1 protein-coding gene is annotated in these 542 nt (G+C 39.7%); it reads left to right on the top strand.

Going from position 1 to position 542, the window contains the following annotated elements:
• The coding region (locus KVT34_RS29765) for a DUF6531 domain-containing protein (protein WP_217563245.1) at positions 1-542 on the top strand (542 nt) is incomplete at both ends.

Here is a 542-nt window from a genome sequence, read left to right as displayed (position 1 = left end):
TATGGCCAACAAAAGATGAAATTGCGAAAGGTCAATTTTTACTGCATCATGATAAAAAAGGTGTAGAACTATCGTTGGATCCATCACCAGTCTATCGAAATTCGGGTGGTCAATATGGTGGCTTTAAAAAATATTGGTTCCGTGTAACAGCCTATAGTAAGGTTGGACACGCTGAAAGTAGCGTTTCACAGCCGTTTGTACCTATGTTCTCTGAAGATTTCGGATTCGGTGGAATGTTTGATTATTGGGCATCTATCCCAGTTTTAAATGGGCAAGTGAATGCTTTTAACGGGAACTTCTTAATGGAAGAAAAGGATATGACTTTATCTGGTCGTGGTCCAGATGCTTCCTTAACGAGATCTTATAGTAGCCAAGGTGGCCGAAATGGTATTTTTGGTAATGGCTGGTCTAGTAGTGTAGAAGAATCTATTTGGCGAGATGCAGAAGATAATTTACTTTTGTATACTGCAAATGGTGCAGCGATTACCTTTACGAGAACTGGTGAAAAGACGTACCAAGCACCAACTGGTGTATATTTAGAA

The organism is Paenibacillus sp. GbtcB18, from assembly GCF_019091125.1.
GTDB classification, from domain to species: Bacteria; Bacillota; Bacilli; order Paenibacillales; family NBRC-103111; genus Paenibacillus_F; species Paenibacillus_F chitinolyticus.
This window is presented reverse-complemented; position numbering and strand designations above follow the sequence as displayed.